The sequence below is a fragment of the Flavobacterium sp. genome, from assembly GCF_031423415.1.
GTDB lineage: Bacteria > Bacteroidota > Bacteroidia > Flavobacteriales > Flavobacteriaceae > Flavobacterium.
The window spans coordinates 23,014-29,784 of sequence record NZ_JANPFL010000005.1; the positions used below are offsets into that span (position 1 = coordinate 23,014).

General features: G+C 30.2%; 6 protein-coding genes. All 6 read left to right on the top strand.

Annotation, left to right across the window (positions count from 1 at the left end):
* Positions 1-13 precede the first annotated feature (13 nt).
* Positions 14-1,144, top strand: coding sequence for an O-antigen ligase family protein (locus RMO83_RS00940; protein ID WP_310557797.1), 1,131 nt, complete (start codon positions 14-16; stop codon positions 1,142-1,144).
* The gene (locus RMO83_RS00945) at positions 1,113-1,919 is read left to right on the top strand and encodes a 6-hydroxymethylpterin diphosphokinase MptE-like protein (RefSeq protein ID WP_310557798.1); all 807 of its coding nucleotides are present in this window, start codon (positions 1,113-1,115) and stop codon (positions 1,917-1,919) included. Before RMO83_RS00940 ends, RMO83_RS00945 begins: the two co-directional genes overlap by 32 nt.
* A 144-nt stretch (positions 1,920-2,063) precedes the next feature.
* Positions 2,064-3,020, top strand: coding sequence for a hypothetical protein (locus RMO83_RS00950; protein WP_310557799.1), 957 nt, complete (start codon positions 2,064-2,066; stop codon positions 3,018-3,020).
* Positions 3,021-3,194: 174 nt separating this feature from the next.
* Positions 3,195-4,328 carry an NAD-dependent epimerase/dehydratase family protein gene (locus RMO83_RS00955; protein ID WP_310557800.1) on the top strand — a complete coding sequence of 378 codons (1,134 nt, stop codon included), beginning with the start codon at positions 3,195-3,197 and terminating at the stop codon, positions 4,326-4,328.
* 8 nt (positions 4,329-4,336) lie between these two features.
* Complete coding sequence (locus RMO83_RS00960) at positions 4,337-5,356, top strand: Gfo/Idh/MocA family oxidoreductase (protein ID WP_310557801.1); 1,020 nt, start codon at positions 4,337-4,339, stop codon at positions 5,354-5,356.
* Positions 5,356-6,207: a hypothetical protein gene (locus RMO83_RS00965; RefSeq protein ID WP_310557802.1), complete on the top strand. Its 852-nt coding sequence runs from the start codon at positions 5,356-5,358 to the stop codon at positions 6,205-6,207. Before RMO83_RS00960 ends, RMO83_RS00965 begins: the two co-directional genes overlap by 1 nt.
* Positions 6,208-6,771: the final 564 nt, after the last annotated feature.

Sequence of the window (6,771 nt, forward strand, 5' to 3'; positions counted from 1 at the left end):
TAATGAACATAAATTGAAGAAAATTATTTTAAAAAATAAATTAGTTTACATATTCTTTTTTTATATTATTTTTTCATATTTTATCTCCAATAATGTAAATCTTTCACCAGAAACAAAAATTCTGAATAGTATTAATTGGATAGTAAGTTTCTTGTTTTTCACATCATTCATATTTTATTGTATTAAAAACAACAAAAACCCCATAGAATTTCTTGTATATAGTTTTGTTTTTATTTTGTTTTTAAATTTGATTCTCTTCTCTCTCAATGTCTCTAGGAGTGAGTTGTCTCTTGTTTTAGGAGATGCAATTCTGTTAAAAAACATCTTCGCTATTTCTATTAACAGGGTATCATTTTTTTTCGGTCCAGAATCGCCAAATCATATGGCTATATTTATAGCAATGTATTCACCCCTTGTTTTTGTATTAAAGAATAAAAGTCTTAGATATTTTGTTTTAATTGGGATTCTACTATCTCTTTTATTAATAGATAGTAGAATGTCAATCGTGGCATTGTTTTTTTCAATTTTATTATATTTCCCTTTTAAAAAGTTAAAATTAAATTTTGTTACTAAAGTAGTTATTGTTTTAACTCCATTATTTGTTGCTATTTTACTAGGTGTTTTGCCATTAATTCAATCAATGACTTCTTTTGACCTTATTTCTAGAGATTCAGAAGATATTACTACGGCTAATTCACGGACATTAATTTGGACATCAGTTATTGATAATATTGCAACATTGAATTTTAACACTATTTTTGGGGCAGGTGAATATGGTAATTTAACGTATAGTAGTTCAGCTGATTATTTATATTTATTTGATAATTATGCTAATGCTGTTAAATCGGTTCATAATACTTATTTACAAATGATTTTAGATAAGGGTTATGTGTTTTTAATTCTTTTTTATGCTTTACTTTTGTCTTTGGCGAATACACTTATAAAGAATAAAGATGATGTTAATATTCAGATTTATACTGTTACAATAATTGTTTTTTTAATTTCAGGAACTACTGAAGTTATTATTGGGAGCTATTATTTTACGATTATTTTTACTATATTAATGTTACATATGTACATAAATGCAAAATATAATAATTTAGTTATTCAAAATGAGAATAAAAATACAAGAAATAAACTTTAAAAGAGTTTACAATGCTATAATTAGAAGGATTACGGCGTTACCCCAAAAGTATAATTGGAATTTTTCTAAAGAAGGCATCCAAAATAGAGAACAATTAAGATTGTTCAAAAACAAGCACAAGGGAGAAAGATGTTATTTAGTGGCAAATGGACCTAGTCTAAAAAACATGGATTTAGGTTTTCTTAAAAACGCTATTTCATTTGGCTTAAATAGAATTTATCTCGCCTATGATACGATGAATTTTCAGAATGATTATTTTGTCGGTATCAACGGCTTAGTGCTTTCTCAGTTTAATGATGAAATTCAAGCACTGACAATGCCTAAATTTCTGAATTGGGAAAATAGAGACTCATTTAAACCGGACCCATCCATACATTATATATACAAAAGTTTTTTGGGAAACAACTTTGGTCAAGATTTGAGTAAAAGCATTAATCCTGCTGCAACTGTAACCTATGCGGCTTTGCAAATTATTTATTATATGGGTTTTTCAGAAGTTATAATTATAGGAATGGATCATAACTTTGAAACTAAGAAAAAAAATAGGCCTAATGAGACAGAAATAAGAGAGGAAGAAGTGGATACTAATCATTTCCATCCCAATTATTTTCCCAAAGGGTCCAAATGGGGAACGCCAGATTTAGTTTCTTCTGAATATTTTTATAAAATTGCAAGAAATCATTTTGAAAATGAAGGACGTAGAATTATAGATTGCACCATAAATGGAAAATGTCAAGTTTTTGAAAAAGGCGACATAGCTGACTTTATTAATTAAATTCAATATTGAATTACTTTGGTTTAACTAAAGCAATAATAAATATTTAAGGAAAATATAGGCTTAAAGGATTTGAAATTATATTGTCTCCATTGTAAATAAAATATATAGTAGCTACATAATACATCACCTTAACGGCAATTAATGAAACAAACTTGTTTACTCATCATACCAAAGCATTTTTATTCTTTTAAAGATCAATTTACACAACAACTGCAAAAAAGAGGATATTCAGTTACTATTGCAAACGATGAATACCCTGAAGGCAGGTTAGGTTTATTATTGGGAAAACTTAAATTTCCAATGATGAAAGATTTTACTTTAAAAAAGTATGAAAAAGATTTTTTATCTGATGCAAATTATGATTTAACTATCATTTTTAAAGGTAGAGGTATCAGCCTCCCATTAATAGAGCATTTAAAAAAAATTTCAAAACGGATAGTAGCCTACAATTGGGATTCATTTAAATTTAATAGTAATCCATTAAGCTGGATGAATGAAATAGATAAATACTGTACTTTCGATATTCAAGATTCCATTAAATACAATATACCATTAGTGGAGTTGTTTACTGTAATGGAGGACAGCAGTACACCTATTGAAAAAAAAATCAGTTTTAAGTTTTCTGCAGTATTTAGAAATCATTCAAATAGATTAAAATATTTGGATAGGGTTATTAAGAATTTCGAAATAAATAAAAATGATATTTACATATACATTTTTGAGCAAAACATATTTTTTAAAATAATAAACTTCATTAATTCACCTATTTTATATATGAAGTATAGAAAGTATATTTATGGAAGTGCTTTAAAATATGACGCTTACATCGAGGCTATTAGCACATCCATATATACATTAGATTATGCTCATCCTAAACAGACTGGACTTACGATGAGGTGTTTTGACGCGTTAAACATGCAAACCAAAATCATCACAAATAATTTGTACATACAGTCAAGTCCGACCTTTAAGAATACTTTTCCTATAGTTTACAATATAGCAACTGATACTAAAAGCGGGAGCGTAAATTTTAGTTTGGCATTGGGCACAACAAAAAAAAGGACGATTTCAGATTTTTTTGACGAATTGTTATCATAAAATTTTTAAATATGGAATTTTTATTTTTAATAATTCCAGCAAAAAATTAGAAAATAGCGAGGTAAAAGTAGTAATTGAAATCATTTGAATTTATAGTAACAATAATGTTGGACTTTTACAATCACTATTCAAAGAAGGAATATATCTTGTATTGTTTGGCTTAAATTTAAACACATGAAAGTATTGATAACAGGAGGAGCTGGTTTTATAGGTTCCAGCTTAGCATTAAAGTTGATTGAACGAGGTCATTATGTAAGGGTGCTAGATAATTTATCTTTACAGATTCACGGGGCTGATCCCAAAAAAAATTCACCTCTATTTCAATTGATAGATGGGAAAGTGGATTTTATTGAAGGTACGGTAACTTCAATATCCGATTGGGAAAAGAGCATCAAGGGGATGGATGCTATAGTACATTTAGCGGCAGAAACTGGAACTGGACAATCTATGTATGAAATCAATCGGTACATCGATGTCAATATATCAGGAACTGCATTGCTTCTAGATCACTTAGCGAACAATAAAAATCACGAGATTAAAAAAATAGTTATTGCTTCAAGTAGAGCAATTTATGGTGAAGGAAAGTATTATTCAAAGCAATATGGCTATGTTTACCCTGATGCTAGAAACGAACAAAGAATGAGTTCTGGATTATTTGAACCAACCTACAAAGATGATTTAGATTTAACCCTTTGTGCAACAGATGAAACATCTCGTATAGACCCATCTTCTATTTATGGTATAACAAAACAGGTTCAGGAGCAATTAGTTCTTACTGCCTGTAAAAGCATTGGGATAAATTGTTGCGCTTTTAGATATCAAAATGTTTATGGTCCAGGTCAGTCTTTAAAGAATCCATATACAGGTATATTATCTATATTTTCCAATAGAATATTAAATGGTCAATCTATAAATATCTTCGAAGATGGTTTGGAAAGTAGAGATTTTGTTTATATCGATGATGTGGTTGATGCAACAGTAGCAGGGCTGGAATATAATGAGCCACTATATGAATCATTTAATGTGGGGACAGGTGCCCCAACAACTGTAATTGAAGTGGTAAAGCAACTACAACAAAATTATGGTAAGGAAGTAGAAATTAAAATCAGTGGAAATTTTAGAATTGGTGATATTCGTCATAATTATGCAGATATAAGTAAATTAAAGGATAAACTTCAAATTACTCCAAAAGTTTCATTTGAAGAGGGTATTAAGCATTTTACTAAATGGGTTCAGACTCAGCCTAAAGAAGAAAGTACCTATGAGAAATCTTTACAAGAATTGAAAGAAAAAGGATTATTTAAATAAAAATTAATATGATAAAAGGAGCTATAATTGGTCTTGGTAAAATGGGGCTTTCTCATGCCGCCATACTTGGGGGGAACCAAGATTTAGATTTTGTTGCAGTTTGCGACACGTCCACTTTAGTGTTGGACGCATTTAAAAAGTTCACAGCTATAAAAACATATAGCGATTACAAGGAGATGCTTGATAATGAAACCTTAGATTTCGTTTTAATAGCAACTCCAACCCGTTTTCACTACCCTATGGTTAAATATGCTTTAGAAAAAGGATTGCACATATTTTGTGAGAAACCTTTTAGTCTTAATGCTGCTGAGGGTGAAGAATTAGTTGGAATTGCCTCAAGAAAAGGATTGGTTAATCAATTAGGGTATCACAATCATTTCATAGGAACCTTTAGAGAATTGAAAAGATTATTGAAAGCCAATGTACTAGGTGAATTGGTACATTTTACAGGAGAAGCTTACGGACCTGTAGTTACCAAAGAAAAGGGAGGCACTTGGCGCTCTAAACCTGAAGAGGGAGGAGGATGTCTGTATGACTATGCCTCACATGTTTTAAATTTGATACAGGAAATTATTGGTCGTCCTGTAAAAGCTAGTGGTTCACAACTTAAAAGTATTTATTCAAAAGGAGTTGAAGATGCCGTTTATAGTTCTTTAACTTTGGATAATGGGTTAAGCGGTTTGTTGTCTGTGAATTGGAGTGATGAGACGTATCGAAAAATGTCAACCTCACTGACTGTTATCGGAAAAAATGGTAAAATTATTTGTGATGCCACGGAAATGAAAATCTTCCTTAGGAAACCATTCAAAAAAGAAGGTTTAGATAAAGGATGGACGATGAAATACATCACCGATTTTGCTATTCCCGTAGATTTTTATCTTCGCGGTGAAGAGTATAGCGCACAGATAGAGCATTTTGTGGATTGCGTAATTCATAAAAAACAAACTACTTGCAATAGTTTTGAAGAAGGTCTCTACACTGATAAAGTGATTGAAATGATTATTGATGATTCTAAAAAAAGTATATAATGGATAAAGTAATATTTGGTGATAATCAGTTTTTTGCTGTAAACCATGCTTCAGATGAAAAAGCACGAGCACAATCAATTCGTTTTAAGGAAGATGCAGCTATTATTAACGTTCTCGATCAGGCAATAGATTTAGGAATTAACACATTTATGTGTACTACGCACGATAGAATTGCGAACATTTGCGATCATATGCGGGCTAATCCTGCTAAATACAAAAATTTCAATATCTATCCTTGTATGCCATATGCTCATAAATATGCCAACGCTGTAACAGAGTTGGGTATTCTGGGAACCATAAAGCAACACATACCAGGAAATATATTCGGAACTATGGCTAAAGGAGGCTTGGCCATCGTAAATAAAGATTTTGTCAAATTGTTGGAGTTATTGGTAGATGCTGAAATGAAAATGTTTAAGGGTATTAATACTCCTGTCATTTTCCTTCAAAACGTTATTGTAGACATGATTTTGGGATTGAAAATGTATGAATTTTTTAAGGCTTACGATGCTTACGTTAGAAAAAAATACAATGCAGAACCAGGTTATATTACGATGAACATGCCTTTGCTATTAGACACGTTAAACTCGTTGGGTATTGAGAATCCAATAATTTGCAGTTCCATAAATAAAATTGGTTTTCGAATGAGTGGTGGAGTCGAATTGTATGAAAAATATTTAAATGAAAAACAATTTCGTCCTATAGCTATGCAGGTTTTAGCTGCTGGAGCATTGCGACCAAAAGAGGCTATTGATTATTTAGGAAAATTTCCAAAAATTGAATCTGTTCTGTTTGGTGCTTCTTCTAAAGGGCACATTCAAGAAACAAAGTGTTTGATAGAAGAGATGTAAGATTATAAAGTCGCAATATTGTTGGGTTCAATCAGTTAATTGTAGCATATTAAGCTTATAGATTTAAGGTTAGTCAAAAAATTAAGACTCCTTAAGTTCGAACCTAGAAAAGTTGATTTCGTTTTTTTGTTTAAAATATTTCTCTTTTTGAGTTTTTCAAGGATTTGAACCTTATTTTTCTGTACATTAAAAAGGGTGATTTGAAAATTTAAATAGTTAATCCTTTGGATATATTTTAATAAATATTTTAAAATCTATTAATATCAGCAAAATTTATGATCAATTATGTCGAAAAGTTCGCCTGACATTTCGTTTTTAGTTTAAACGGAAACGGAAGAATGTCATTGTAAGAAACATCTAGCGGAATATTAACCTAGCACAGGCGTAGAAGAGACTGAAAATTTGCAAATGAAAATACAAATAAATAGTCATTCCTTAAAAATGAATTAACAATTTGATTGTTAATAACTTGTGATTAAATTCAGTTGAAAACAGTACTTTTAAATCGCCAAAAAGTGTATATTTCGGTATAAAAAAGTGGCAATATGTTAGGCAAAATAAAAC

What these genes read in the sequence shown, in the direction of transcription:
- RMO83_RS00950 (WP_310557799.1), top strand. Translation starts at nt 2,064, where the DNA reads ATGAAACAAACTTGTTTACTCATCATACCAAAGCATTTTTATTCTTTT.
- RMO83_RS00945 (WP_310557798.1), top strand. Translation starts at nt 1,113, where the DNA reads ATGAGAATAAAAATACAAGAAATAAACTTTAAAAGAGTTTACAATGCT.
- RMO83_RS00965 (WP_310557802.1), top strand. Translation starts at nt 5,356, where the DNA reads ATGGATAAAGTAATATTTGGTGATAATCAGTTTTTTGCTGTAAACCAT.
- RMO83_RS00960 (WP_310557801.1), top strand. Translation starts at nt 4,337, where the DNA reads ATGATAAAAGGAGCTATAATTGGTCTTGGTAAAATGGGGCTTTCTCAT.
- RMO83_RS00955 (WP_310557800.1), top strand. Translation starts at nt 3,195, where the DNA reads ATGAAAGTATTGATAACAGGAGGAGCTGGTTTTATAGGTTCCAGCTTA.